The organism is Aeromonas sp. sif2416, from assembly GCF_019218665.1.
Lineage (GTDB): Bacteria > Pseudomonadota > Gammaproteobacteria > Enterobacterales > Aeromonadaceae > Aeromonas > Aeromonas encheleia.
Genome location: NZ_JAHUXC010000072.1, coordinates 1 through 212, shown reverse-complemented (window position 1 = coordinate 212; position 212 = coordinate 1). Strand labels below are relative to the sequence as shown.

Annotated in this window: 1 protein-coding gene; it reads left to right on the top strand. The window is 63.2% G+C overall.

What is annotated here, in order from left to right; translation table 11 throughout:
* On the top strand, positions 1 to 212 hold a 212-nt coding region (locus tag KW821_RS21595), incomplete at both ends, for a VCBS domain-containing protein (protein ID WP_218292888.1).

Sequence of the window (212 nt, the reverse complement as noted above, 5' to 3'; positions counted from 1 at the left end):
CCAATGCCCTGGGCAGCCTGACCATCGATGCGGCTGGCAAGTGGGACTATCAGGTCGCCAACGACAAGGTGCAGTACCTGGGCGCGGGCGAGACCAAGGTCGAGACCTTCACCGTACAGAGCCTGGATGGCACCAGCCACACCGTGACCATCACCATCACCGGCGTCAATGACGGTGCGGTGATTGTGGGTGATGGCAGCGGTGCGGTGACC